The 25,938-nt window shown below is 71.0% G+C and carries 20 protein-coding genes and 1 pseudogene; 11 read left to right on the top strand and 10 right to left on the bottom strand.

The genetic code is table 11. The features are described from left to right. Positions 1-11: 11 nt before the first annotated feature. Positions 12-1,109 carry a chemotaxis protein gene (locus ACQEWB_RS02290; protein ID WP_432826443.1) on the bottom strand — a complete coding sequence of 366 codons (1,098 nt, stop codon included), beginning with the start codon at positions 1,107-1,109 and terminating at the stop codon, positions 12-14. 87 nt (positions 1,110-1,196) lie between these two features. Between ACQEWB_RS02290 and ACQEWB_RS02285 the strand changes: the two genes are divergently transcribed. Continuing rightward, positions 1,197-2,615, top strand: coding sequence for a basic amino acid/polyamine antiporter (locus ACQEWB_RS02285; RefSeq protein ID WP_432826441.1), 1,419 nt, complete (start codon positions 1,197-1,199; stop codon positions 2,613-2,615). A gap of 28 nt (positions 2,616-2,643) precedes the next feature. After that, on the top strand, positions 2,644-3,900 hold the full coding sequence (locus ACQEWB_RS02280; protein ID WP_432826439.1) for an arginine deiminase: 1,257 nt from the start codon (positions 2,644-2,646) through the stop codon (positions 3,898-3,900). Here the strand turns inward: ACQEWB_RS02280 and ACQEWB_RS02275 are convergent. Beyond that, entirely contained in the window at positions 3,897-4,319 is a 423-nt protein-coding gene (locus ACQEWB_RS02275) for a PaaI family thioesterase (protein WP_432843615.1), read from the bottom strand. The genes ACQEWB_RS02280 and ACQEWB_RS02275 overlap by 4 nt on opposite strands. A gap of 79 nt (positions 4,320-4,398) precedes the next feature. Between ACQEWB_RS02275 and ACQEWB_RS02270 the strand changes: the two genes are divergently transcribed. Further along, positions 4,399-4,824: a MarR family winged helix-turn-helix transcriptional regulator gene (locus ACQEWB_RS02270; RefSeq protein WP_432826437.1), complete on the top strand. Its 426-nt coding sequence runs from the start codon at positions 4,399-4,401 to the stop codon at positions 4,822-4,824. Between the two features lie 2 nt (positions 4,825-4,826). On the opposite strand, the gene ACQEWB_RS02265 is transcribed toward ACQEWB_RS02270, so the two are convergent. Then, the gene (locus tag ACQEWB_RS02265; RefSeq protein WP_432843613.1) at positions 4,827-6,407 is read right to left on the bottom strand and encodes an alpha/beta hydrolase; all 1,581 of its coding nucleotides are present in this window, start codon (positions 6,405-6,407) and stop codon (positions 4,827-4,829) included. 299 nt (positions 6,408-6,706) lie between these two features. Here ACQEWB_RS02265 and ACQEWB_RS02260 point away from each other — a divergent pair, with 299 nt between their 5' ends. After that, positions 6,707-7,381, top strand: a complete 675-nt coding sequence (locus tag ACQEWB_RS02260; protein WP_432826435.1) for a chaplin — start codon at positions 6,707-6,709, stop codon at positions 7,379-7,381. A gap of 16 nt (positions 7,382-7,397) precedes the next feature. Here ACQEWB_RS02260 and ACQEWB_RS02255 read toward each other — a convergent pair whose 3' ends face one another. The 4 genes from ACQEWB_RS02255 to ACQEWB_RS02240 all read right to left on the bottom strand — a co-directional run bounded on the left by ACQEWB_RS02255 (position 7,398) and on the right by ACQEWB_RS02240 (position 14,317). Beyond that, positions 7,398-8,126: a class I SAM-dependent methyltransferase gene (locus ACQEWB_RS02255; protein WP_432826433.1), complete on the bottom strand. Its 729-nt coding sequence runs from the start codon at positions 8,124-8,126 to the stop codon at positions 7,398-7,400. Positions 8,127-8,133: 7 nt separating this feature from the next. Continuing rightward, a complete protein-coding gene (locus ACQEWB_RS02250) occupies positions 8,134-12,429 on the bottom strand; it encodes an aminotransferase class I/II-fold pyridoxal phosphate-dependent enzyme (protein WP_432826431.1) in 4,296 nt (1,431 codons plus the stop codon). 138 nt (positions 12,430-12,567) lie between these two features. Then, on the bottom strand, positions 12,568-13,053 hold the full coding sequence (locus tag ACQEWB_RS02245) for a nucleoside deaminase (protein ID WP_432826429.1): 486 nt from the start codon (positions 13,051-13,053) through the stop codon (positions 12,568-12,570). A 40-nt stretch (positions 13,054-13,093) separates the two neighbouring features. Beyond that, the gene (locus ACQEWB_RS02240) at positions 13,094-14,317 is read right to left on the bottom strand and encodes an MFS transporter (protein ID WP_432826427.1); all 1,224 of its coding nucleotides are present in this window, start codon (positions 14,315-14,317) and stop codon (positions 13,094-13,096) included. Positions 14,318-14,376: 59 nt separating this feature from the next. On the opposite strand from ACQEWB_RS02240, the gene ACQEWB_RS02235 reads away from it, so the two are divergent. The 3 genes from ACQEWB_RS02235 (at position 14,377) to ACQEWB_RS02225 (ending at position 16,592) form a co-directional block, all read left to right on the top strand. After that, entirely contained in the window at positions 14,377-14,751 is a 375-nt protein-coding gene (locus tag ACQEWB_RS02235) for a MerR family transcriptional regulator (RefSeq protein ID WP_432826425.1), read from the top strand. Between the two features lie 74 nt (positions 14,752-14,825). After that, positions 14,826-15,602 (top strand): GNAT family N-acetyltransferase, encoded by a 777-nt coding sequence (locus ACQEWB_RS02230; protein ID WP_432826423.1) that lies wholly within the window; start codon positions 14,826-14,828, stop codon positions 15,600-15,602. Between the two features lie 60 nt (positions 15,603-15,662). Next, the gene (locus tag ACQEWB_RS02225; protein WP_432826421.1) at positions 15,663-16,592 is read left to right on the top strand and encodes an NAD-dependent epimerase/dehydratase family protein; all 930 of its coding nucleotides are present in this window, start codon (positions 15,663-15,665) and stop codon (positions 16,590-16,592) included. A 294-nt stretch (positions 16,593-16,886) separates the two neighbouring features. On the opposite strand, the gene ACQEWB_RS02220 is transcribed toward ACQEWB_RS02225, so the two are convergent. Then, positions 16,887-17,150, bottom strand: coding sequence for a GlsB/YeaQ/YmgE family stress response membrane protein (locus ACQEWB_RS02220; RefSeq protein WP_432826419.1), 264 nt, complete (start codon positions 17,148-17,150; stop codon positions 16,887-16,889). 296 nt (positions 17,151-17,446) lie between these two features. Here ACQEWB_RS02220 and ACQEWB_RS02215 point away from each other — a divergent pair, with 296 nt between their 5' ends. Continuing rightward, a complete protein-coding gene (locus tag ACQEWB_RS02215) occupies positions 17,447-18,877 on the top strand; it encodes a hydrolase (RefSeq protein WP_432826417.1) in 1,431 nt (476 codons plus the stop codon). Here ACQEWB_RS02215 and ACQEWB_RS02210 read toward each other — a convergent pair. After that, positions 18,864-21,599: a glycoside hydrolase family 2 protein gene (locus ACQEWB_RS02210; RefSeq protein WP_432826415.1), complete on the bottom strand. Its 2,736-nt coding sequence runs from the start codon at positions 21,597-21,599 to the stop codon at positions 18,864-18,866. The genes ACQEWB_RS02215 and ACQEWB_RS02210 overlap by 14 nt on opposite strands. A 103-nt stretch (positions 21,600-21,702) precedes the next feature. Continuing rightward, entirely contained in the window at positions 21,703-22,890 is a 1,188-nt protein-coding gene (locus ACQEWB_RS02205) for an ROK family transcriptional regulator (RefSeq protein WP_432843611.1), read from the bottom strand. 141 nt (positions 22,891-23,031) lie between these two features. Here ACQEWB_RS02205 and ACQEWB_RS02200 point away from each other — a divergent pair, with 141 nt between their 5' ends. From ACQEWB_RS02200 to ACQEWB_RS02190, 3 genes and pseudogenes are all read left to right on the top strand, one after another. Further along, positions 23,032-24,486, top strand: a complete 1,455-nt coding sequence (locus tag ACQEWB_RS02200; RefSeq protein WP_432826413.1) for an APC family permease — start codon at positions 23,032-23,034, stop codon at positions 24,484-24,486. 130 nt (positions 24,487-24,616) lie between these two features. Then, positions 24,617-25,099: pseudogene (locus tag ACQEWB_RS02195) on the top strand (GNAT family N-acetyltransferase); the annotation flags it as partial. Continuing rightward, positions 25,085-25,852 (top strand): phosphotransferase, encoded by a 768-nt coding sequence (locus tag ACQEWB_RS02190; protein ID WP_432843609.1) that lies wholly within the window; start codon positions 25,085-25,087, stop codon positions 25,850-25,852. The pseudogene ACQEWB_RS02195 and the gene ACQEWB_RS02190, both read left to right, overlap by 15 nt. Positions 25,853-25,938: the final 86 nt, after the last annotated feature.

Here is a 25,938-nt window from a genome sequence, read left to right as displayed (position 1 = left end):
CGCGCCCCCGTTCAGTACCGCAGCACCCCGGCGATCCCACTCGCGTCGCCGAGCATGCCGTCCGGTACGAAGCGGACGTCCGCGCCCGTCTCCAGGCACTGCTCGACGATCTCGTCCACGATGTCCTCGCGCGAGTCGAGGTCTCCGGTGTCGGCCGGGATCAGATGGCCGTCGAGGATGTCCCGTACCGTCACGCGGTAGTTCTCCTCCACGGCGAGCAGCCGTACCCGGCCCTCGCGGGCGCTCTGCCAGACCTCGTCGACGCCGGCCGCGAAGGCCTTGCGGCCCCGGGCCGTTTCGAGCTCCCGGGCGACGGCGTCACTGCTTCTGCGGGCCTCGGCCGCCACCATCGGCCGCACCGCGTGCCACACCGCGTCGGGCGTGCCGTGCGCGAGGCCGCCGTGCGGTACGTGCATGGCCTCCTTGGTGGCGCCGCCGACCTCGTCGAGCAGGGACAGCGCGGCCTGTTCGCCGGTGATGTACAGCGGCCGCGGGTGTTGGCGCAGGACCGTGCCCAGCGCGGCGTCGGCGTCCCGCAGGAAGTGCCGGGTGCCCTCGTCGCGGAAGGCGCTCGGTATGTCGCCGATCTGCTCCTGCCGCTCTGCGTCGAAGTTGTCGAGGGTCCGGGTCAGCGGGAAGCCGCCGGAGTGGTCCTCGACGACCCGGTCGATGCCGCCGCTCCACAGGGTGGCCCGGTCGGGGGAGACCGAGAGCACCCAGAACGGCCGCTCGGCGGCCTGCGCGGAGACGAGATTGCGGGTGAGGAAGGTGTCGGAGAGCACCACGCGCTCCGGCACGCTCCGGGCCAGCGACCAGACCTGGTGCTCACCCGGAGCGGCGAAGATCACCAGACCGTCCTCGGCATGCGCCAGATCCACCTCCGCGAGGGCCTGGTCGAGCTGACGGACCACGTCGGAGCGCCGTTCGCGGCTCACCGCGGGATCGGACTCCAGCTGTTTCTTGGCCTCGGCCACCACATTGCGCAGCCGGACCGGATCCTGGGCGTTTTCGGGCTCTCGGCGGTGCGTCGGCGTCAGTACGGACACGGCGGGATAGGGCCGCGGGCGCCGGAGCTCGGACAGGGTTGAGGGACTCAGGTCGTGCTCCATAACAAGCACGATAGGACTGATTCGCCGATCAGGCATTCGGGGCAATCTCGCCAGGAAATCGGTATAAAACGTTGTTAACGTCACCGGGTGACGCAGGTCGAGAAGGAAACCCGGGCCCCCGAGGCAGCCAAGCTCTCCCTGCCGACGCTCACCACCATGGTGGTCGGCTCGATGGTCGGAGCCGGCGTCTTCTCCCTGCCGCGCCGCTTCGCCGACGAGACAGGTGTGGCCGGCGCACTCATCGCCTGGGCCGTGGCCGGCACCGGCATGCTGATGCTCGCCTTCGTCTTCCAGACCCTCGCCGTGCGCAGACCCGACCTCGACGCCGGTGTCTACGCCTACGCCAAGGCCGGATTCGGCGAATACCTGGGCTTCTTCGCGGCGTTCGGCTACTGGGCGAGCGCCTGCGTCGGCAACGTCACCTACTGGGTGCTCATCATGTCGACGATCGGCGCGATCGCCCCCGCGCTCGGCGACGGCGACACCGTGCTCGCGGTGGTCCTCTCCTCGGTCGGCCTCTGGCTGTTCTTCGCGCTCATCAGCCGTGGCGTCAAGGAGGCGGCGGCGATCAACCGGATCGTCACGGTCGCCAAGGTCGTGCCGATCCTGGTCTTCGTCGTCCTCGCGCTCTTCTACCTCAAACCCCATGTCTTCGCCGAGAACTTCGGCGGCGCCGACTACGCGGGCTCCCTCTTCAGCCAGGTCAGGGGCACGATGCTGGCCACGGTCTTCGTCTTCCTGGGCGTCGAGGGCGCCAGCGTCTACTCCCGGCACGCCAGACGCCGCGAGGACGTCGGACGCGCCACGATCCTCGGCTTCCTCAGCGTCTTCGCGGTCTTCGCCTCGGTGACGATCGTGTCGTACGGCCTGATGCCGATGGAGGAGATCGCGAAGCTGCGCCAGCCGTCCATGGCCGGCGTCCTGGAACACGCCGTCGGCACCTGGGGCAAGGTCTTCGTCAGCGTCGGCCTCATCGTGTCCGTCCTGGGCGCCTACCTCGCCTGGACGCTGATGGCCGCCGAAGTGCTGTTCGTCGCCGCCAAGGACGACGACATGCCGCGCTTCCTCAAGCGCGCCACGGCAGCCGACGTACCCCTGCCCGCCCTGGTGATGACGACCCTGCTCAGCCAGGTCGTGCTGGTCGTCACGATGTTCTCGGACGACGCCTTCGACTTCGCCCTCGACCTGACCAGCGCCCTGACCCTGATCCCCTTCTTCCTCGCGGCCGCCTTCGCCGTGCGCATCGCCCTGCGCGGCCGCCGCGGGGAACTGGCCGTCGCCGTCCTGGCGACCGTTTACACCGCGTTTCTCGTCTACGCGGCCGGCTTCAAGTTCGTCCTCGTCTCGTTCATCGTCTACGCCCCCGCCACCGTCCTGTTCGTGATGGCCCGCAGGGAACAGGGCAGACGGCCGTTCTCGCCGCGTGAACTCGTCGTCCTGGCCGTGTCGGTGGCCGGCGCGGTGCTGGGGATCCTCGCCCTGGCACTGGGCTGGATCAGCCTCTGACCCGCCTCGGCCTTCGGAAAGGTGCACCGTGACCAGTCAAGACACCCGCCCCGCGTACGGCGTCCACTCCGAGGTCGGCAGGTTGCGCAAGGTGCTGGTCTGCGCGCCCGGGCTCGCCCACCGCAGGCTCACCCCGACCAACTCCGACGACCTGCTCTTCGACGACGTCATGTGGGTGGAGAACGCCCAGCGCGACCACGCCGACTTCGTCAACAAGCTGCGCGAACGGGACGTCGAGGTGGTCGAGTTGCACGACCTGCTCGCCCAGACGCTGGCCGTGCCGGGCGCCCGGGACTGGCTCCTGGACCGGAAGATCGTCGCGGGCGAGGTCGGCGTCGGCCTCATCGACTCCACCCGCGCCTACCTGGAGTCCCTGGAGCCCGAGCGGCTCGCCAAGTACCTGATCGGCGGCCTCGCCACCGGCGACCTGCCCGAGGAGTACCGCACCGGATACCTCGCGCTGGCCCGCGAGTCGACCGGTGTCCGCGAGTACCTGATGCCGCCGCTGCCCAACACCCTGTACACCCGGGACACGACCTGCTGGCTCTACGGCGGCCTCACCCTCAACCCGCTGTACTGGCCCGCCCGGCACGACGAGACCCTGCTCATGAAGGCGATCTACACCTTCCACCCCGACTACGCCGGCTGCACCGTGTGGTGGGGAGACCCCGAACTCGACTGGGGACAGGCGACGTTCGAGGGCGGCGACATCATGCCGGTCGGCAACGGGGTCGTCCTGATGGGCATGAGCGAACGCACCTCGCGGCAGGCCATCACCCAGGTCGCCAAGGCGCTCTTCGAGGGCGGTGCCGCCGAGCACGTCGTGGTCGCCGGGATGCCCAGGCTGCGGTCCGCGATGCACCTCGACACCGTGTTCACCTTCGCCGACCGCGACCTGGTGACGCTCTATCCGACCATCATGGACGGCGTCCACACCTTCTCCCTGCGGCCGAGCGACAGGGCGCCCGGCTTGGAACTCACCGACGAGGGCTCGACTCCGTTCGTCGACGTCGTCGCCAAAGCGCTCGGCCTGCCCGAACTGCGGGTCGTGGAGACCGGCGGAGATGTGTACGCCTCCGAGCGCCAGCAGTGGGACAGCGGCAACAACGCGGTCGCCCTGGAGCCGGGTGTGGTCTTCACCTACGACCGCAACACCCAGACCAACACACTGCTGCGCAAGGCCGGCATCGAGGTCGTCACCATCGTGGGCGCCGAGCTGGGCCGCGGGCGCGGCGGCGGGCACTGCATGACCTGCCCGATCGTGCGCGACCCCGTCGAGTTCTAGCCCTTCTCGCCGACCGGCTCGATCACCGCGATGTTCCCCTGCGCGACGGCACACAGGGTCTCCGTACCCGCGCCGTCGACGGTGACGACATCGCAGCGGGTCACCACGCGGGTGCGGCCCGCCCGCACCACCTGGCCGTGGGCGCGCAGGAGTTCACCGGTGGCCGGGCGCAGGTAGTCGATGGTGAAACCGGACGTGATCAGCCCCGCCCCGACGACCGTGCCCGCGGCCAGCGTCAGCGTGTTGTCGGCCGCATAGGAGAGCACCCCGCCGTGCACGAAGCCGTACTGCTGGAGCAGGTCCTCACGGATGTCCAGTTCGAGGGTGGCCGCGCCGGTCCCGAACGCCGTGATCCGGGCGCCCAGCAGCCTGCTGAAGGGCTGTTCCGCCAGGATCTTCCGGGCGAGCTCCAGATCCATCGTCCCGCTCACTCCCTCACCTCACTTCACTGGTGAAGTGAGGGTGGCGCGGCCGGGTGTCCTCTGTCAAGATCGGCCCATGTCCGAGCCCGACCAGCGCCTCTACTTCCTGTTGCAGCGGGCGGCCCACCGGCTGCGTACGGCACAGGACCGCCGCTGTGTGGCCGCCGCCGGCGTCACCACCGCCCAGGTCGGCGCGCTGTTCGCCGTGAAGGACCAGCCGGGCGTCACCCAGCAGGAGCTGGCCCGCACCCTCGGGCTCCGTGAGTCCGCGGTCACCGCGCTCGTCGCCCGACTCACCGCGGCGGGGCTGGTCACGAAGGAGCCGCACCCGCTGCAACACCGGGCCGTGGTGCTGGAGTTGACGGACGCCGGGGCCGAGGCCCTGCGCGCGGCGCAGCCGGAGATCGACCGCTTCAACGCCGAACTGCGGGAGCTGCTTGGCGACGAGGGCTTCGTACGGACCGCGGGGGCGCTGCACCGGCTCGCCTACTGGGAGTCGTGAGCTCACTCCTCGTCGTCCGGCCCGCACGAACTGCCCGTCGGCGGCAGCGAGCCGTACAGCAGGAAGTCGTCGACCTTGCCGTGCACGCACTTCGAGGAGGCGTAACCGGTGTGGCCCTCGCCCTTGTTGTCGAGGACCACGGCCGAGGAGCCGAGCCGCTTCGCGGTCTCCACGGTCCAGCGGTACGGCGTCGCCGGGTCGCCGCGGGTGCCGACCAGCAGCATCTTCGCGGAGTGCACGTCACGCACCTTGTCGCGGATGAAGTCGGTGCCCTTCGGGCGGCCGTAGCACATCAGCAGTTCGGTGAGCCGGTAGCGGCCGAACACGGGGGAGGCCTCGTCGTACTCGGCGCGCAGCCGACCGAGGCCCTTGGTGATCTGGTCGGCGGAGGGGCGGTCGGGGTCGTCGGCGCAGTTCACGGCCATCAGCGCCGCCGGGAGGTTGTCGAGCGGGACGTCGTCGGCGTCGACCAGACCGCCACCGCCGTCGGTCTCGCCCCGGCCGGCCGGCGCCATCCCGCCGGTGGCGAAGCCCATGACCCCGCGGGTGTCGCCGTCCTCGACGAGTTGGGCGAGGGCGCGCTCCAGTGAAGGCCACAACTCCTCGCTGTACAGCGCCTGTCCGATGGCACCCACCAGGTCCTGCCCGGTGAACTGCTGTCCGAAGTCGGTCGGTACGGGGTCCTCGTCGAGCGAGTGGACGAGCTGGACCACCTGGTCCCGGGCGTCCCGCGCGTCCTGGCCGAACGGGCAGGCGATGTCCTTCACGCACCAGTCGACGAAGTCGTCCAGCGCCGTCTGCTGTCCCTCGGCGCCCGCGATGCCCTGCTCGGACATCGGCTCGGTCAGGGTGTCGACCCCGTCGAGCACCAACCGGCCCACCTTCTTGGGGAACTGGGCCGCGTACACCGCCCCCAACCGCGTTCCGTAGGAGAAGCCCAGGTAGTTGAGCTTCTTGTCGCCGAGGGCCTGGCGCATCACGTCCATGTCGCGCGAGGCGTTCACCGTGCCTATGTACGGCAGGACCGGCCCCGAGTGCTTGGCGCACTGGGCGGCCGACTGCTTCAACTGCCGCAGTACGGCCTGCGGATCGCTCGCGTCCGCTTCCTCGTCCGTCGCCGCCGAGACATCGTCGGAGCCGTCGCCGCAGCTGACCGGCGAGGACCGGCCGACGCCGCGCGGGTCGAAGGTCACCACGTCGTAGCCGTTGGTGAGATCCATGAAGTCCTTGCCCCCGGCGGCGAGTTCGGGCACCCCGGCACCACCCGGCCCACCGAAGTTCAGCAGTACCGAACCCCGCTTCTTGCCGGTGGCGCGATAGCGGGCGAGGGCCAGGTCGAGCTTGCCCGTCCGCGGTCTCGCGTAGTCGAGGGGGACCGTGACCTTGCCGCACTGGAGGTCCTCGGGCATGTCGGCGCCCTTGCACTTCGACCACGTGACGTGCTGCCGGTAGAACCGTGAGAGGTCGGGTTCGGTGCCGTCCGAGGCCGTCGCCGGCAGTCCCGCCACCAGCAGGGCGAGACCCACGGCTCCGGTCACCGCGCAGCGCCGGACGGCGGACCGCGTCGACAGCTTGGCCAGCATCAATGCCTCCAGGGACGCCCGCCGCGGACCGGGCGAAACGGCGTCCTCGATCACGATAGGCGGACCCCGCGGGCCCCGCCTCCGGGCGAGCGGGACCGCCCGACGTGCCCTACTCTGTGCGCCCCTCCGGGAGAACAGGACGGTTCTGCTGCTAGTTCGATAACCGTGCCGCTCGATGGGGTGAAAGGCCGATAAGCCATAACTCGGATGGTTCGTATGCGTTTTAAGCGGTGCGGGCGCATGCCCGCCTCCCCGGTGCGGGCAGCCGCCCGCGACCATGTCTGGAAGGTAGGGAACCTATGCGAAGGGTTACCCGAAACGGTGTGATCGCCGTTGCCGCCGCCTCGGGCGCGATGGCGCTGACGGCGCCGGCCCACGCCGACTCCTCGGCGGACGGCGCGACGGCCGGCTCACCCGGTCCGATCTCCGGCAACACCGTCCAGCTCCCGGTCCACGTACCGGTGAACGTGTGCGGGAACACCGTGAACGTGGTGGGGCTCCTCAACCCCACCGCGGGCAACACCTGCGTCGACGAGGGCGGGCACACGTCGCACGGCGGCGAAGGCCGGGCCGGCGGAGCGCACGGGAGCGGAGCACACGGCATCGGAGCACACGGCAGCGGAAAGGATTCGCCTGGTGTCCTGTCCGGCAACGGCATCGAGCTCCCGGTCCATGTCCCGGTGAACGTCAGCGGCAACACGGTGAGCGTCGCCGGCGCCGGGAATGCCTCGGTCGGCAACACGTCCGTGAACGCGCCGGGCGACCACCCTGCCAGGCCCACGCCGAAACCGCCCACCCCGCCCAGGTCCCACTCTCGACCGGGCCCGGGCGTGCGATCCCTCCCCGAGCACCCGGTGGCCTCCCTGGCCCACACCGGCACCGACGAAGCGCTTCCCACGGCGGTGACCGGTGCTGCCCTGATCCTGGGCGGATTCGCGCTCCACCGCCGCTTCCGGGCCCGGGCGACGAACTGACCGCGCCGGAGTCGGACTAGCGGGCCGTCGCGGTCAGCAGCACCATCCCGGAGTCGCCGTAGTCGGGCAGGGTCGGGTCGGTGTCGATGCGGGTGACGGAGAGGCCGTCGGTCAGCGGGGCGAAGACCCCGGTGACGGTCTCCGGGTTCACCGGGCAGCCCGGCCAGCGGGAGGCAGGCCCGATGCGGTAGGTGGGCATGTTCTCCATGAAGGCGGCCACGAGCCACCCGCCGGGGACCACGCACCGCACGAACGCCCGGCAGAAGTCGGCGAACTCCACGAGGTCCTCGGTGGCGCCCTCGGCGACGAAGTGCATGGACGCCAACTCGTAGCCACCGGGGGAGAGTTCGCGGACATCGGCGTGGACGACCTCGACGTGCGCCAGCGCCCCGGCGAGCGTGGGCGGCAGGTCGGGGTTGAGGCTTCGGCACAGCGTGTGGAAGGGCAGCCAGCTGGACTCCGGCCCGCACACGATCTGCCGCTCCAGATAGGCGACATTGCCGGCGCCCGCCTCGACGGCGTCGATCCGGCGGCTCGCGGCGGCCGCGAGGATCAGCGGATACAGGTTGGGGCCCGCGCCGAACTCCACGGAACGGCCGACGGAACCCGGTGCGATACGGCGGTAGAAGGCCGAGTGGTGGGCGATCACGGCCGCGTCGGACGGATGCAGGTCGCGGTAGTTCTCCGCCAGGTAGTCCGCGATCGGCCAGCGGTCCCAGTCCACGTCGTCGTTGTGCGTCGTCATGGCCGGCTCAGCCCTTCGGCTTCAGCGGGAACCGCGCGGCCAGCCGGGTCAGCGTCCCGGTCAGCCGCTCGATGTCCTCGTCGGAGTTGAGCGCCGTGATCTGCACCCGGAAACCGACCCGGTCACGCGGTACGAGGGGATACGCGGCCAGCGTCACGTAGATGCCCTCCTCCCACAGGAACGCCGCCACCCCGTCCAGGTCGTCCGGGTCGGCGAGCGGGATCTCGATGATCGGCAGCCGGTCCCGGTTGAGGGTGCCGACGTCCAGCCCGTCGAGGTGGTCCAGCACCTGGGCCGTCCTGCGGTACAGGTCGGCCCGGAGCTCGTCACCGCGCCGTTCGTTGACGTCGAGGCCGGCCAGCGCCGTGGCCAGGGACGCCGTCGGGGACGGCCCCGAGTACAGATAGGGCCCGGCGGCCGTCTTCAGCCGGTTCTTCAGCTCGGTGGGCAGCGCGAGGAAGGCCAGCAGCGAGGAGTACGCCTTCGAGAAGCCGGCGGCGAGCACGATCCCGTCGTACGACTCACCGGTGTGCCGCACCACCCCGTTGCCGCGCGAGCCGTACGGGCAGGGCTCGCCGGGGCCGCGTTCGCCGATCACACCGAAGCCGTGCGCGTCGTCGACGTACAGCGTCGCGCCCCCGGCCCGGCAGACCGAGGCCAGCGCGGGCAGGTCCGGGACGTTGCCGCTCATGCTGTTGACGCCGTCCAGGCACACCAGCCGCGGCAGGCCGGAGGGCACCGAGGACAGCAGGGCCGTCAGCTCGTCGGGGCGTTCGGCGTGGAAGCGGTGCAGGGTCGCACCCTGACCGCGGGCCACCACACAGCCGTCGTAGACCGTGCGGTGCGCCGTCGCCTCGACGAAGACATGGCCGCCCTCGGCGAGCACTGGGATCACCGAGGAGTGGATCAGGGTGAGCGTGGGCAGCAGCAGCGTGTCCGGCGCGCCCAGCAGCGCGGCCAGCCGGGACTCGATCTCCGGGTACAGGCGGGGGCTGCCCAGCAGCCGGGACCAGCTGGGGTGGGTGCCCCAGCGCCGTACCGCCGGATCCACGGCCCCGATGATCTCCGGGTCCCAGTCGAAGCCGAGGTAGTTGCAGGACGCGAAGTCGGTCAGCCAGTGGCCGCGGCTGCGGATCCGGCGGCCGCGCACCTCGTCCACGACCGCGTCGCTCATCGGGCTGGTCCGTCGCAGATGCTCCAGATCGGTGCGCAGCGCGGCCTGCCGTTCGCGCAGCCCGGGCCGCCCGTCGGAGGCGCGGGCCGGCTGCGGCTCGGCCTCGCCGGGCATGGTGAGCCGTCCCTCGCGCTGCCGCAGCACCCGCTCGCTCTGCTCCACCGTCAGGGGCTTGGCGAACAGGAAGCCCTGCCCGAACCGGCAGCCCATGCTGGCGAGGAGATCCCGCTGCGCCGCGTCCTCGATCCCCTCGGCGATCACCTGGAGGCCCAGCGTGTCGGCGATCCGCACGATGCCCTCGACCAGTGCGACCTGCTGGGCGTCCCGCGTGATGTCGTCGATGAACGTCTTGTCGATCTTCAGTACGTCGATGGGGAAGTCGCGCAGATACCGCAGCGAGGAGAAGCCGGTCCCGAAGTCGTCGACCGCGATGTGCACGCCCAGCTCCTTCAGGTCGCGCAGCACCGCCTGGATCTGGGCGTCGCGGCGCAGCAGCACCGTCTCGGTGAGCTCCAGCTGCAGCGAGCCGGGAGCCAGCCCGGGCGTGCGCAGCGCCGCGCCGACCTGGTCCACGAACCCGGCGTCCCGGAACTGCCGCGCCGAAACGTTCACGCTCACGTACGGCGGGGTGCCCGGCCCGGGCAGCTTCTGGAGCCCGGCGATGTCGCTCACCGCGTTCTCCAGCACCCAGGCCCCGAGCAGCGTGATGTGCCCGGTCTCCTCGGCCAGCGTGATGAACTGCTCCGGCATGACCGGCCGGTGCGGCGCCTGCGGCCAGCGCACCAGCGCCTCGAACCCGACGACCTCGCCGACGGTGATGTCGACGACCGGCTGGTAGCGCAGCGCGAACTCCTTCGCGGCGACCGCCTCGGCGAGCCGGCTCTGCAGGTCGTGCCGCTCGACCATGCGGGTGTGCAGCAGCGGCTGGAAGCGGCGCCACTGCCGCTTGCCGGCCGCCTTCGCCGCGTACAGCGCGAGGTCGGCGTGGCTGAGCAGCTCCTCCGCGTCCGTGCTGTCCCGGGCGGTGGCCACGCCGACGCTGGCGGACACCGTCACCGACTCGTCCGCGAGGTCGAACGGCCTGGTCAGCGTCTGGATCACCTGGGCCGCCAGCAGCTCGGCGTCCAGCGGTTCGCGGGCGTCCTCCATGAGTACGGCGAACTCGTCGCCGCCGAGCCGGGCCGCGGTGTCGGTGCGCCGCAGCGTCTTGGAGAGCCGGTTCCCGACGGAGATCAGGAGGTGGTCGCCGGCGGAGTGCCCGAGCGTGTCGTTGACCTCCTTGAAGTCGTCCAGGTCGATGAAGAGCAGACAGGTCAGCGAGGACTCGCGGCGACCGCGCAGCAGGGCGCGTTCCAGCCGCTCCAGGAGCAGGGTCCGGTTGGGCAGACCGGTCAGCGAGTCGTGGAAGGCCCGCTGGGTCAGCTCGTGCGCCAGCCGCCGCTGCTCGGTCACGTCGCGCAGGGTGACGACCAGACCGGCCACGGTCCGCTCGTCCCGGAAGTCGCTGCACCGGACCTCCACCTCGACGCGGCCGGCCCGGTGCCGTATCCACCAGTGGTCGTGGGTGGCCCGCGGCCCGGTGTCCCGCACGGCCGTCAGCTCCCGCGCCGCGCGGTTGCGGTCCCGCGGGTCGACGAGATCCGGCAGCGCGGCGCCGACCAGGTCGGCGGTGCCGAAGACGGTGATCGCCGACGGGCTGGCGTACCGGATCGTGTTGTCGTCCTCCACGATGAGGATCACGTCCGAGGCGTTGCGGACCAGGGTGCGGAAGTACGCCTCGCTCTCCCGCGCGATGATCTCCTGGCGCAGGGCGATGCGCTCCAGCGCCAGGCCCGCGTGCGAGGCGAGGATCTCCATGGAGCCCCGGGTCTCGGTGAGCGGCCCGGCCGGTGCGGACACCAGCAGCACGCCGGGGACCTCGCCGGCGGGACGGTCGGGCGGGGTCATCAGACAGACCAGGACGGTCTCCGCTTCGTCCGGCTCGGCGGCGAGGTCGGCGCCCAGGTCGCGGGCGTCCACCAGCTGCCCGTGGTACGGCGCCAGGTCCACGGCCCGCGCGGCCGGCAGCAGCAGCGTCCGGTGGCCGAGCACGGTGCCCAGCAGCCGGTCGACGGCCGCCTCGCACGACCTGGCCACCTCCTGCTGGCGTACCGCCGACACCAGGGAGGCGGCCGCCCGGCGCAGCGCCAGTTCCCGCGTCACCGCCTTGCGGTGGGCCACCACCATGCCCGACAGCCGCAGGATGACCAGCAGGAAGAGCAGACCGGAGAACGCGGCGATGACGGCCGCGTCGTGGGCGGAGCGGGTCAGCCCCTCGTAGAGCAGGATGCCCGGCGCGATGAGGGTCGCCACGGCCAGCATGAGCAGTCGGCGCGGGGGCGGCAGCAGGGATCCCTGCTGGGGCTCGGCGGCGGTCAGCTCCACCATCGCCGGGTGCAGGGCCGCCTGTCCCCAGGCCGTGTAGAAGACGATCCAGCCGGCGTCGAGCACCGTGCCCGCCTGCCACATCGAGTTCAGCTGGAGGATCCCGTAGGCGATGTCGAAGCCGAGCAGCGTGAGCGTGCCGACGACCAGCAGCTGCACCGACCGGTTGCGGCCGTTCAGCGTGCTCGGGGTGAGCAGCCGGGCGAGCAGGGCCAGCACGAGCACGTCGCCCAGGGGATAGGCGATGCTGATGGCCCGCTGCTGCCAGGTCAGCCCCTCGATCTCGGTGAGCGGCTGCACCAGGTACACCCACACGGGCAACGCCAGACCCGCCGTGACGATCAGTGCGTCCAGCAGGCTCGGCAGGTCGTGGCCGGCCCAGCGGTAGCGGACCAGCCCGGACAGCCCGACGGCGAAGAGCACGTAGTTGGCCAGGTAGAGGGCGTCCGAGGGCGAGGGGAACGGGTTGGAGGCGTCGAAGTACTGCTCGACGACGTTGTAGTACGTGTCGCCCGCGACGAAGGTGACCAGGCCGGCGGCCAGCACCCACCAGGGCCAGCGGTGGGCGGGCCGGTTCACCTGGACGCCCGCCACCACGGCCGCGGCACCGGACAGTCCGATGACCGCCCACACGGGCGCACGAGCACCGGGAACCGTCAGATAGACAACCGTGGCGACGGCCACCAGCATGCCGTGAGCGGCCATCAGTCGATGTGCCGACAACAAGGGCAAACGCCTCCCCCCGCTGGATCGGAGGAGACCGGGACGTCCACCGGGTCTGGTACTTCCTAGATCGTAGGCATACGACCAAACGGGTGCATCTCGGGAGAAATGGGTCAGGCCTCAGTTCGCCCGCAGATGGAAGCGCCGGTGCAGCGCCCGCACCTCTTCCACGAGCTCCGGCACAGGGCCGTCCACCTCCGCCCCCGGTGCCACCTCGTGCACCGCCAGCGTCCGCACCGGTGGCGCAGGCACCCCCAACTCGGCGAGCCACGACGACAGTTGCTCCGAGGACGCCACGTACACGATCCGCCCCAGGCCCACCCAGGCGTGCGCGGCCGCGCACATCGGGCAGTGCTCGCCGGACGTGTACACCGTCGCGGCGGCCCGTTGCTCGGGCGTGAGGTGAGCGGCGGACCAGCGGGCCAGCTCGAACTCGGGATGCCGGGTGCGGTCACCGGAGGCCACCCGGTTGTGATCCTCGGCGAGCACCGCTCCGTCCGCGCCCACGAGCACCGACCCGAACGGCTCGTCCCCGGCCTCCAGCGCCTCGCTCGCCAGCTCGACACACCGGCGCAGATACGGCAGTTCGGCGTCCTGCACGGCCATCTCGTACGCCCCTCTCGCCGGGTGATCTTCGGAAGGCAGCCTAGGCCTCCCGGCGCACGGCCGGAAAGGCCTCCCGGCGCACGGCCGGAAAGGCGTGCCGGCGCGCCACGGTCACCGTGACGAAGGCGCCCGCGACCAGCGGGAGCGCGGTCCAGGGCAGCGCCCCCGCGCCCAGGTTCGCCAGCACGATCCCGCCGGTCAGCGAGCCCCCGGCGATGCCCGCGTTGTACACGGTGGTCTGGAGCGAGGTCGCCAGGTCCGCGTGGGCGGGTCCGGAGGCGTCGACCAGCGCGGTCTGGATCAGCGTCGGCGCACCGCCGAATGCCAGGCCCCACAGGCCGACCGCACTGAGCAGCACGGCGGGCGGGCCGGCGTACAGCCCGAGCGCGAGCATCACGGTGGCACACAGTGCCAGCGAGGCGAGCAGAGTGAACCGCAGCTGCCGGTCGACCAGGACACCCGTGATCCAGATCCCGACGACCGTGGCCACCCCGAACACCAGCAGCACCACGCCGGTACGGCCGAAACCGGCGTGCGCTGCGAACGGGGCGACGTACGTGTACATCACCTGATGGCCGAGGAGCAGGAACAGCGTGACGGACAGGACGGCCGGCAGACCCGGCAGCACCGCGACCCGCCTGAGCGGCACGCGCGCGTGGGGCGGCTCGCCGGGGAAGCCGGGCACCCGCCACCGCACCCAGGCCACCAACAGCACCGCGAGCCCGGCGAGCACCCCGAAGGCCGCCCGCCAGCCCAGCGCCCCGGCCAGCGCGGTCCCCGCGGGCACGCCCAGCGACAGCGCCAGGGTGATCCCGGCGAGCACCACGGCGATCGCCCGCCCGCGCCGCTCCACCGGCACCATCCGGGCCGCGTAGCCGACGAGCATCGCCCACAGCAGGCCGCCCATGGCCCCCGCCAGCAGTCGCGCGGCGAAGGTGAGGGCGTACGACGGCGACAGCGCGACCACCGCGTTGCTCGCCGCGAATCCCAGCAGCGCTCCGACCAGCACGGGCCGCCGCGGGAACCCGCGCAGCAACGCGGTCAGCGGGATCGCGGCCGCGAAGGAGGCGGCCGCGTACCCGGTGACCAGGAATCCGACCCGTGCCTCAGAGACGCCCAGGGCGAGCGCCATCCGGGGCAGCAGCCCGGCCGGGAGGAGTTCCGTGAGTACGGCGGTGAAGGCGGCCGTGGACAGCGCGAGCAGCCCGGACCAGGGGAGGGGTGCGGGCATGACGGTGCCCTTGACCATGGATGCGGTGGACATGCGACCATGCTCGAACCTTCACATCAGTGTGAAGGCAAGCACGAGCCCGGGAGGCGGGCATGAGGATCGGCGAACTCTCCCGCCGCACCGGCGTCCCCACCAGGCTGCTGCGCTACTACGAGGAGCAGCACCTGCTCAGCCCGGACCGCGCCGGCAACGGCTACCGCGACTACGGAGAGGCGGCCGTCAGGGACGTACAGCAGATCCGCGGCCTGCTCGACTCCGGGCTGACCACCGAGATGATCCGGGCGATCCTGCCGTACCTCTCCGGCCCCGACGAGATCCTGCTGCCCGCCGACCGCCTCACCGAGGAGACCGCGGCACTCCTCCAGGCCCACGTCGACCGCATCCAGGCCCGCATCGACTGCCTGGCCCGCAACCGGGACCGGCTCGCCGCGTACCTGGCGGCTGTCCGGCCGGGCGAGGGCGCGTGAACCGCGTGGACACGGCCGGGTGAAGCGCCGTAAAACTGTTTGCCGCGGCTGCTCCCGGATGCTGGAGTGAGCCCATGGATCATGCCGGCGTGCTCGCCCTCTTCGACCGTGACATGCGTGAAGGCGCCCAGCCGGACGGCCCCGACGCGCGCGTCGAGCGGGTCGGGGGCGTGGTCCGTCAGGTGTCGTCCGCGCAGGGCTGGAACGGCGTCGTCTGGTCGGACCTGGACGCGGCGGGCGCGGTCGCGGCCGTCGCCGAGCAGATCGCCTACTTCTCCGGCCTCGGCCGGGAGTTCGAGTGGAAGCTGTACGGGCACGACCGGCCGGTCGACCTCGGTGAACGACTGCGCGGTGCCGGTTTCACGGCCGAGCCCGAGGAGACGCTGATGATCGCCGAGGTCGCGGCGCTCGACCTCGGCGCCGAGCCGCCCGAGGGCATCCGCCTCCTGGCCGTCACCGACGCGGCGGGCGTCGACCTGGTGGCGGACGTGCACGAGAAGGCCTTCGGCACCGACGGCACCCGCCTGCGCCACCAGCTGCTCGCCCGGCTCACCGGGGAGCCGGACACGGTCGTCGCGGTCGTCGCCCTCGCCGGTGACGAACCGGTCAGCGCGGCCCGCATGGAGCTGGTGCCCGGCACCCGGTTCGCCGGGCTGTGGGGCGGCGGCACCGTCGAGGGCTGGCGCGGCCGCGGGGTCTACCGCGCCCTGGTCGCCCACCGGGCCCGCGCCGCCCAGGAGCGCGGCTACCGCTACCTCCAGGTCGACGCCTCCAGCCAGAGCCGCCCCATCCTGGAACGCCTCGGCTTCGCGGCGCTGACCACGACGACCCCGTACACCTACGTCCCCTGAGCACGGCGACGCGGGCCGCTTCCGCGGGGATGTCACATCCGCGGCCGCCCGATCCGTCGCATGGTCATGACCACGAACCAGAAGAACCAGAGCATCCTCCTCGCGGGCGCCAGCGGCGTCCTCGGCGGACACATCACCCGCGCGCTGACCGAGGCCGGCCACAAGGTCACCGGGCTCGGCCGCGGCAGGGCCAACGGCGTCAGCGCCGACCTCATGGACCGCGACGCGCTGCTGCGCGCCGTGGACGGACAGCACTTCGACACGGTCATCCACGCCGCGACCGCCCTGCGCAAGGCGCCCATGCGCCACAAGGACATGTACGCCACCAACGCGCTGCGCATCGACGGCACCGCCCACCTCATCGAGGCCGCCCAGGCCACCGGCGCCCGCCGCTTCGTCAGCGAGTCCATGGTCTTCGGCTACGGCTACGGGGACTTCGGCGACCACGTGATCACCGAGGACGCGGACCGCTTCGGCCCGCGCGGCGCCACGGCCGAGCTGGAACGACACGTCGAGGGCATGCGCATCAAGGAACAACTCACCCTCGGGGCAACCGGACTGGAGGGCATCGCCCTGCGCTTCGGGCTGTTCTACGGGCCCGGCGGTACCGAGGCCGTCCTCGCCATGCTGCGCAAGCGGCAGTTGCCCGCGCCCGACGACCACGGGCGGGTACTGCCCTGGATCAACCTGCTCGACGCGGCCGGCTCGGTGGTCGCCGCCGTCGAGCGCGGCCGCCCCGGCCAGGCGTACAACGTCACGGACCGCACGCCGCTCGGTTTCCGCGCCCATCTCCTGTGCGCGGCCGAGGAGTTCGGGGTGCCGAAGCCGATGACCGTGCCGCGCTGGCTCACCCGGCCGGTGTCCTACGCGTACACGCTCATGTCGACCAGCATGCGCGTGTCCTCGGCCAAGGCCGAGCAGGAGCTGGGCTGGACACCCCGCTACCCGTCCAGCCGCGACGGTCTCGCCGCGCTGGCGGGCCGAGGTTGAAGTCCCAACGGGGGCCGTTCGGACCGGAGTCGAGGGCCGAACGGTCCCGTGTCACGGTCTGCCGCGACCGGCAGCCTGGTCAGTGGATGCGCCATCCGGGAACGGCCTCCCGCAGCACCCGACACTCCCGCTCAGGATGCTCGGTCGAGGCGACAGGCCCGCCGATCGCCGAGGGGAGCCGCGTCGGCGGGCCTGACCACGGGTGGCACCGACCGCGCCCGGGCGAGGCACACGAAGCCCCCCGCCCAGGCCCGAAACGGTCGCCCGGTCGACGCCGCGACGGCTGCCGCCGGGTCAGCGGCGCACCCTGCTCCGGTCCAGTGCCGCGATACCGAGCGCGGCGAGACCGATCTGGATGAGCCACTCGATCCAGTCGACACCGTTGGTGTCGGCCACGTCGAACGCGTTGGCGATCGCCGCGCCTATCAGCGCGGCCACGATGCCGACGACGATCGTCAGCAGGATCCCGATGTGCTGACGGCCCGGTACGACCAGCCGGCCCAGCACACCGATGACGATGCCGATCACGATGGCACTGATGATGCCCGTAATCTCCATCTCCGCCCCTCTTCGTCAGGACCCCCGCACTAACCGGATGCCCCCTGGAGAGGGGGACAGTCCGTTCCGTTTCAACCAAGGGTCAACGCCGGGTCAATGTCGGGTCCGGTGGGGTGAGGTGGGGCCGGTGACGCCTGTTCAGCCAATGTTCTGCCATGTACCGTTCAACCGATCGGTCGTACGAGTATCGTGCAACCGACTGTCTACGCGCGCAGATATGTCCTGTGTCTACGCGCGTAGGTCTGGTCCCGCACCCGCACCGCTTCGTTCCTCAACCCCACTCGGAGGTACGCCGGATGCTCACCCGCTCCAGACCCCGTCACCGACTCACCACGGCCTTCGCCGCACTCGCCCTGCTCACTACCGGCGGCGCGCTCCAGGCCACTGTCAGTGCCACGCCGGCCCACGCGGCCACCACCTACAACATCCTGTTCGACGACGGCCACGCCGAGGAGGCCGGCAACGCGGACTGGATCATCTCCACCAGCAAGCCCGACCCGCTGTCCGAGGACTCCTCCCCGTCCTCGGAGACGGACTGGACCGGCGCTCTCTCGTCGTGGGGCGTCGACCTTCAGAAGACCGGCAACTACAGCATGAAGACCGCCACGAGTGCCCTCACCTACGGCGGCAGCTCCACCACCGACCTCTCGAAGTTCAACGCGCTCGTACTGCCCGAGCCCAACACGCTGTTCACCACCGCCGAGAAGACGGCGATCATGAACTTCGTGAAGGCCGGCGGCGGTCTGTTCATGATCTCCGACCACACCGGCGCCGACCGCAACAACGACGGCTACGACGCGGTCGAGATCTTCAACGACCTGATGACCAACAACAGCGTCGACTCGACCGACCCGTTCGGCTTCTCCGTCGACACGCTGGACATCAGCTCCGGCTACCCGGCCGCGATCAGCGACAGCACCGACCCGGTGCTGCACGGCTCCTTCGGTGACGTCACCAAGAGCCTGATCGCCGACGGCACCACCGCCACCCTCAAGCCCGCCGACAACTCCAGCGTCAAGGGCCTGCTGTACCGCAGTGGTTACTCGGGCAACACCGGCGCCTTCTTCGCCACCTCCACCTTCGGCAGCGGCCGCGTCGCGTTCTGGGGTGACACCTCGCCGGTCGACGACGGCACCGGCCAGTCCGGCAACACGCTGTACGACGGCTGGAACGACTCCGGCGCCACCAACGCTCCCCTCGCCCTGAACGCCACCGAATGGCTGGCCGGCGCGAGCGACAGCAGCGGCGGTGGCGGGGGCGGCGGCGACGGTACCTGCACGGCCGCCCAGCTGCTCGGCAACAACGGCTTCGAGTCGGGCAACACCACCTGGACCGCCACCAGCGGGGTCATCACCAACTCCAGCAGCGAGGCCGCCCGCACCGGCTCCTACAAGGCCTGGCTCGACGGCTACGGATCGGCCCACACCGACACGCTGTCCCAGTCGGTGACCATCCCGTCCGGCTGCTCCGCGACCCTCAGCTTCTATCTGCACATCGACACCGCGGAGACCACCACCAGCACCGCCTACGACAAGCTGACGGTCACCGCCGGATCCACCACCCTGGCCACGTACTCGAACCTCAACGCGGCCTCCGGATACGTCCTGAAGTCCTTCGACGTCTCCTCCCTGGCCGGCACCACCGCCACCATCAAGTTCAGCGGCGTCGAGGGCTCCACCCTCCAGACGTCCTTCGTCATCGACGACACCGCGCTCAACGTGAGCTGAGCCGACCGGACGGTTCCGGCCCACCCGCCGGAACCGTCCGCTCCGCCGTGTTCCAGCCGGAAACCCTGACGGACGGCGCGGAACCGTGCAGATCCGCCGTCCGGTAGGTGACCGTCAGCGTCACCGACTCGCCGGGCCACAGACTCACCTCGTTGTCCGACCACCGCACGGGCAGCACCGGCCGCCCCTTCGCGTCCACGAGATGTACGTCGGTGAGCAGCGACGGCGTCTTCCCGCTCCCCGCCTGGCTCAGCCTCACGGTCGTGGTGGACGTGCCGTCAGCGGACACCGTCGACGCCTCCGCCGAGACCGGCACCTGCGCCATCGAGGTCAGCCCCTTCAGATCGGCGTAGCTGGTCGTCGGCGTGTAGTACCAGTCCGTGTTGGCCCAGTCGAGCGTGTCCGGCTTGGAGGACAGCCAGTACACGTTCCGGCTGACCTCCTTGCCGGAGCCGTCGGTCAGCGTCAGGCGTGCCAGATAGGTGGTCGACAGTCCGCTGACCGACGCGGGCAGCGTGAGCGCGATGCTGTGCGCGCCGTCTCCGCCCACCTTCAGGCCGGTGACGGTCCTGTCGCACTTCTGGGTGCCGTCGGGGTTGAACAGCGTTGCCCTGGCGGTCAGTCGGTCGGCGGCCGCATGCCGGTTGTCGACGACGACCACCGAGCGGTCGTCGTAGGAGTACTGGACGTGCAGCGGCTCGTTGGCCTTCTTCGCCCCGAAGTAGGCGCCGCCCTGGTCGAGATAACGGTCCATCAGCTGCCAGTGCAGCGAGGTCCAGCCGCTGTTGAACATCCAGTGGACCACGCCGGTCGAGGGCTTCGAGGAGTCGTCGGCGTTGCGCCCGTACGCCTCGAACTGGGCGCGGACGTTCTCGTACTGGGCCAGCTGGGCCTTGCGGACGTAGTCGGTGAGGCTCTTCGGGGCGCCGTAGCGGCCGGTCAGGGCGTTGTCGTACAGCTTGAGGGTGCCGAAGGTCGAGGACGGTGAGCGATGGTACTGCTTGGCGCCCGGGTTCTGCCAGAGCGTGTCGAGTTCGGCCGGGGTCATCATGCGGCGCAGGGTGTCGAGGGTGGGGATGTCCGGGCCCGCGCTGGTCTCGGAGTTGAAGCCGGTGGCGCCGCCCTCGCGCTTGGCGTACCAGTAGTTCGGTGGGATCCAGTCGTACGGGCCCGTCATCTTCATGCCCGAACTCCCCGACTGCGGTGACGAGTTGTCGGACGCGGCCGCCACGACGGGAGTGTTCCAGTCGGCGGACCTCAGCGCGTCGAGGTAGTTCTTCTCGATGGCCGCGTCCGGTGCGAAGTCGCTGCCGATCAGGAAGGAGATGACGCTCGGGTGGTCGCGCAGCCGGGCGGCCTCGGCGGCCATCGACGCCTTGGCGACCGGGTAGTCGGCGGCGGTCCACTTGTCGCCGGACTCGCTGCCGTTGACCTGGCCCTCCCACTTGTCGCAGCACTCCCAGCCGGGGAGCGTGAGGATGCCGTAGCGGTCGGCGAGGTCGAAGAACTCGTCCGGTTCCAGGTGGCCTTCGAGGCGGATGGTGTTGAGGCCCAGGTCGAGGGCGTACTTCAGCCGGTCCTCGACGTATGTCCGGTCCCAGCGCAGGAACTCGTCCGGGGACCAACCGCCGCCCTTGATCAGCAGCTTGCGGCCGTTGACGCGGTACTGGCGGGCGCCGTCGGCATCGAGCGGTGCCTGGACGTCGCGGATGCCGAAGGTCTCGTGCGCCGTGTCGGAGGTGGTGCCGGAGACGGAGGCGGTGAGGGCCAGGTCGTAGAGGGGTTGACCGCCCATGCCGGCGGGCCACCAGACCTTGGGGGAGGTGATGTGGAGGCCGGGGGTGTCGGACGGGGTGAAGGTGACCGTCCTCGTCTCGTGCGCGGCGAGGCTGACGGGCTTCGCGAAGGTCGTCCGGCCGATGCTGCCGGAGACGGTGGTCGTCACCGGTGCGTCGGAGTCGTTGCGGGCCTGCGCCTTCACCGTCAGGTCGGCCGAGCCGAGCGAGGGCACGTCCAGCCTGGTCACCACATGGGCGTCACGCAGGGCGACCGGCCCGCCCCGGCGGACCAGGACATCGCGGACGATGCCCATGTTCTCGTCCGGTGGTGGCTGGAGCCAGTCGATCCAGCCCATCGTGAGGTTCTTGTCCGGGTCGTTGGGCTGGATGCGGAAGGCGACGGTGTTCCTGCCCGAGCGGACCAGCGCGGTGACGTCCAGTTCGTGGTGGGTGTAGGCGCCGGTGACGTCCTTCGCCGTGGCGACCTGCTTGCCGTTGACGTACACGTCGGCCGCCGAGATCACTCCGCTGAAGTCGAGGTAGGTGCGCTCGGAGGTGTCGGCGACCGTGAAGTCCGAGCGGTACCACCAGGGGACCTGGAAGTCGGCCTTGGGGATCTTCTGCTGGTTCGTCGAGTAGAAGGGATCGGCGTACACACCGTTCGCGAGCAGCGCGGCGAGCACGGTCGAGCGGGAACCGGCCGGGTACCAGCCGCTCGCCGGATAGCCGGGGGAGGAGATGTCGGAGGCCGGCACGGAGACCTTGGCGCTCGACTGGATCGCGTAGCCCGTCAGGGCGGTCGAGCTGCCCGGCGCCGACGAGACCCGCGTCGGCCGCTCCGGCGGGGCGGTCCGGTCGCCGTGGGATCCGGGCCGGGAACCGGCGGTCACGGAACCCAACAGGCCGAGTACTACGGCGGCCGTGGCGAGACGGTGTCCGTTCACGGAGACTCCAGCCCCTTCGTAAAGTTAGGAAACTTTACTAACTGTGGTCACGCTAGGGGGCCGGGTAGGGCATGTCAATCACCGTGGCGCGTGTGCGAGTTGGTCAGGACGCGGTCGAGCGGCGCTCGAACACCACGTCACGCGCCGTCCCGAGGGCCGTCGCCACCGCGCCGAGGAGCACCGCGTCCTCGCCGAGCCGGCTGGGCACGACCTTCGGCCGCAGCGGCGTCAGCGCCCGGAGACGGTCGCGCACCGGCTTCAGCAGCAGGTCCACGCTGTGGCCGACGCCGCCGCCCAGGACCACCAGATCCGGATCGAGCACGGCGGCGGCCGCGGCGACCGTGTGCGCGATCCGCTCACCCTCCAGCCGTACGGCCCTGACCGCGGCGTCGTTCCCCTGCCGGGCCGCGTCGAACACCGCCTTCGCGGTGAGCTGCTGCCCGCTCATCCCGAACCGGCGCGCCGCCTCCACCACGGCCACCCCCGATACCGCGTCCTCCAGGCGCTCCGGCTTCTGCTGCCCCGGCCACGGCAGGAACCCGATCTCCCCGGCCAGCCCGTGCGCCCCCGTGAACAGCCGCCCCTCGCTGACCACGCCCATGCCCAGACCGGTGCCGATCAGGATGTACGCGAACAGCCGGCTGCCCGCGCCGACCCCGTAGGTGTACTCGCCGAGTGCCGCCAGATTGGCGTCGTTGTGCACCTCCAGCGGGACGCCCAGCTCCTCCCGCATGCGGTCGAAGAGCCCGGCGCGTCCCCAGCCCGGCAGATGCATCGCGTACCGCACCCGGCGCTGCTTCTCGTCGTACACGCCGGGCGTGCCCACCACCGCGTGCACCACCTCGTCCGGCGCCACGCCCGAACCGGCGACCACCTGCCGGGCCGTAGCCACCACCAGGTCGGCCATCGCGCCCGAGCTGCGCGCCCGGTTGCGCACGTCGGAGCGGGCGACGACGGCACCGTCCAGGTCGGCCACCGCGACCCGCAGCCAGCCGCGGCCGACGTCGACGCCCAGGGCGTAACCGGCCGCCGGATCCGGCGCGTACAGGACGGCCGTGCGGCCCCGCTCGGGGGCGTGCGTGCCGACCTCGTGGACCAGCCCGGCCGCCTCCAGCGAGGCGAGCGCGCTGGACACCGTCGGCTTGGACAGGCCGGTCTCGCGGGCCAGTTGGGCGCGCGACGCGGCACCCGCGGCCCGCAGCCGGTCGAGGAGCAGGCGCTCGTTGGTGCTGCGCAGCCGCTGACGGTTCCAGGGCTGTCCCTGCTGCTCTGCGACGTCGGCGGCGGTCATCGCACCATTCTCACGCACGCGGGCTCCCCTCTTGACGCATCAAGTAAGGCTCCTTAACTTTATCGGCCAGTCAGCCACCGGATACCGGCCCGCACGCCGTACCCCGCCCCCTTCGCACCGCACCCACCTCCAGGAGCCTCCATGTCCGGTAGCCCGCCGCCCAACGGCGGCTTCGTCCGCCGCGTCGGCCTGTTCCAGGCCACCGCCATCAACATGAGCCAGATGTGCGGCATCGGGCCGTTCGTCACGATCCCGCTGATGGTGGCCGCCTTCGGTGGCCCGCAGGCGGTGATCGGTTTCATCGCCGGCGCGGTGCTCGCACTCGCCGACGGGCTGGTCTGGGCCGAGCTGGGCGCGGCGATGCCCGGCTCCGGCGGCAGTTACGTCTATCTGCGCCAGGCCTTCCAGTACCGCACGGGCAGGCTGATGCCGTTCCTGTTCGTGTGGACGGCGATGCTCTTCATCCCGCTGATCATGTCCACCGGCGTGGTCGGCTTCGTGCAGTACCTGGGCTATCTGGCACCGGATCTCACGCAGACCCAGGGCGACCTCATCGGCCTCGGCATAGTCGCACTCGTGGTCCTGCTGCTGTGGCGGGGCATCGAGAACATCGCCCGGATCACGGCCGTGATGTGGGCGGTCATGATCACCTCGGTGGTGCTGGTGATCCTGGCCGCGGCGAGCGACTTCAGCGCCCACCTCGCCTTCACGTACCCGGCGCACGCCTTCGACCTCGGCTCGAACCACTTCTGGCTGGGCTTCGCCGGAGGCCTGACCATCGGCATCTACGACTACCTCGGCTACAACACGACCGCCTACATGGGCGCCGAGGTCAAGGACCCGGGCCGGGTCCTGCCGCGCTCGATCATCCTCTCGATCCTCGGCATCATGGCGATCTACCTGCTGCTGCAGATCGGCACGCTCGGCGTCATCGACTGGAACCGCATGACGGACGCGAAGGACATCGCCTCCACCTCCGTCGCCTCCGCGGTGCTGGAGAAGACCTGGGGCAAGGGTGCCGCCGACACCGTCACCGTGCTCATCCTGATCACGGCCTTCGCCTCGGTCTTCACCGGGCTGCTCGGCGGCTCCCGGGTGCCGTACGACGCGGCCCGCGAGCGTGTCTTCTTCCGTCCGTACGCCAAGCTGCACCCCAGGCACCGCTTCCCGATGCTGGGCCTGGCGACCATGGGCGTGATCACGGCGATCGGCTTCCTGATCGGCCGGCACACGGACCTCGCGACGCTGATCCAGCTGCTCACCACCGTGATGGTGATCGTCCAGGCGCTGTCCCAGATCCTGGCGCTGACGGTGCTGCGCAAACGCCAGCCGGCGCTGAGGCGGCCGTACCGGATGTGGCTCTACCCGCTGCCGAGCATCGTCGCCTTCGTCGGCTGGTGCGTGATCTACGGCTACGCGGACAAGAACTCGCCGGGCCGCCATCCCATCGAGTGGTCGCTGGCCTGGCTGGCCCTCGGCTGTGTCGCGTTCGTGCTCTGGGCCCGCTTCGAGAAGGTGTGGCCGTTCGGCCCGAGGGAGATCACGGAGGAGTATCTGACGCCGGCGGGGGCGGACGCGGAGCCCGCCGACGCCTGAACATGCCGCCGCAACTGCCCTACCTGCGCTAGGGTTTCACCATCCGTGGGCCTCCCCGGCCGGACGACACGTCCGCCGGGGAGGCTTTTCTCGTTCCCGAAAACCGGTCGAATCTCTCGCAGGGAGACCCATGCCCGCCGTGTCCGTCCGCCGCGCAACCGCCGAAGACCGCCCGACCGTGGAGCGGTTGTGGCTGATGTTCCGCCACGACCTGTCCGGATTCATGGGCGTGCTGCCCAACCCCGACGGCACGTTCCGCGGCGAACGGGTCGACGCGGCCTTCACGGAGGCCGGTTGGGCCCCGTACCTGTTCCTGCGCGAGGGACGGCCGGTGGGCTTCGCCTTCGTCCGCGGTCTCGACGGCCCGACACGCGTACTGAACAGCTTCTTCGTGGTGCGCGGCGCGCGCCGGGAAGGCATCGGACTCCACGCGGTCCACGAGGTGGTGGTACGACACCCCGGCCCCTGGGAGGTCGCCTTCCAGTACGCCAACGAGCCCGCCGTCTCCTTCTGGCGCCGGGTCGCCGCCGAACTGGCCCCGGGCGCCTGGTCGGAGGAGACCCGACCGGTACCGGACCGGCCGGATCTCGAGCCGGACGTGTGGATCTCGTTCCGGGCCGGCTCCGTTCCGGGGGAGCAGGTGTTGTACGGCGGTGCCGTGAGCGACGTGGTGCGGGTGCGGGGGACCGTGCGGCGGGCCCCGTCGCGGCGGTCGGAGTTCGTCCGTGAACTGCTGGCGCTGTTCGAGCGGAACGGGTGGAAGGGTGCCCCGTGCCATCTCGGGACGGACGAACAGGGCCGGGACGTCCTCGACTTCATCGAGGGGCAGGCAGCCGTGACGGCCGAGGAACGGGTGGCCGCGCGCACCGACGAGAGCCTCGTCCGGGTCGCCCAACTGGTCCGCGAGTTCCACGACCTGACCCACGGCACACCACTGGCCGGCGCCCACGACGTCGTGTGCCACAACGACCTCGCCCCCAAGAACACGGTGTACACCGTGGTCGGCGGCGTCTGGCTCCCGCATGCCTTCATCGACTGGGACATCGCGGCACCGGGCGAACGCGTCCACGACATCGCCCACCTGTGCTGGCAGTACCTGGACCTCGGGCCGGGGCTGACGGACATCCCCGAGGCGGCACGCCGGATCCGCCTCGTCTGCGACGCCTACGGACTCGGGGAACGCGGCGCGCTCATCGACACGATCCTGTGGTGGCAGGACCGGTGTTGGCGCGGCATCCAGGCCGGGGCGGAGCGGGGCGAGCCCGCGATGGCCGCGCTGCGGGAGCGCGGGGTCGTCGAGGAGGTGCGGGCCGCATGGGAGTTCGTCGGCAGGCACCGGCGGGAGCTGGGTGCGTTTCTGGCGTGACCGCGGCTCCCGTCCGGGGGACGGGACGTCCTCGGCCCACGACCCGACCTTGACATGCAAGCAAATGGCTGCATAACTGTGAGTGT

The sequence above is a fragment of the Streptomyces sp. CA-249302 genome (assembly GCF_050936785.1).
In the GTDB taxonomy this organism is placed as follows: Bacteria; Actinomycetota; Actinomycetes; order Streptomycetales; family Streptomycetaceae; genus Streptomyces.
This window is presented reverse-complemented; position numbering and strand designations above follow the sequence as displayed.